The organism is Finegoldia sp. P2-F-LR (assembly GCF_052932265.1).
This window is the reverse complement of record NZ_JBRFJF010000028.1, coordinates 1-693: the sequence shown is the minus strand read 5'-3', so window position 1 is coordinate 693 and position 693 is coordinate 1. Positions and strand designations below refer to the sequence as shown.

Genomic DNA, 693 nt, shown 5'->3' with positions numbered 1-693 from the left:
CAATCAATAACAGTATATATTTCCAGTCAAGTTTTCGATTTATTAGTATCAGTTAGCTTTGATATTACTATCTTTACACCTCTGACCTATCTATCTTGTTTTCTTCAAGTAATCTCATAGAAATCTTATCTCGAGGTTGGTTTCGTGCTTAGATGCCTTCAGCACTTATCCTTCCCAGACGTAGCTACCGAGCTGTGCACTTGGCAGTACAACTCGTACACCAGCGGTCTGTCCATCCCGGTCCTCTCGTACTAAGGACAGATCCTCTCAAATTTCTCACGCCCACGGTGGATAGGGACCGAACTGTCTCACGACGTTCTGAACCCAGCTCGCGTGCCTCTTTAATGGGCGAACAGCCCAACCCTTGGAACCTACTCCAGCTCCAGGATGAGACGAGCCGACATCGAGGTGCCAAACCTCCCCGTCGATGTGGACTCTTGGGGGAGATAAGCCTGTTATCCCCGGGGTAGCTTTTATCCGTTGAGCGATGGCCCTTCCACTCGGTACCACCGGATCACTAAGTCCGACTTTCGTCTCTGCTCGACCTGTATGTCTCGCAGTTAAGCTCGCTTTTGCCTTTGTACTCTTTGAATGATTTCCAACCATTCTGAGCGAACCTTTGAACGCCTCCGTTACTTTTTTGGAGGCGACCGCCCCAGTCAAACTGCCCGACTGACAGTGTCCTATTACCAG

1 rRNA gene is annotated in these 693 nt (G+C 49.2%); it reads right to left on the bottom strand.

Features of this window, described 5'->3' with window-relative positions:
* Window positions 1-22: 22 nt before the first annotated feature.
* Window positions 23-693, bottom strand: a 23S ribosomal RNA gene (locus ACU68W_RS09230); the annotation flags it as partial.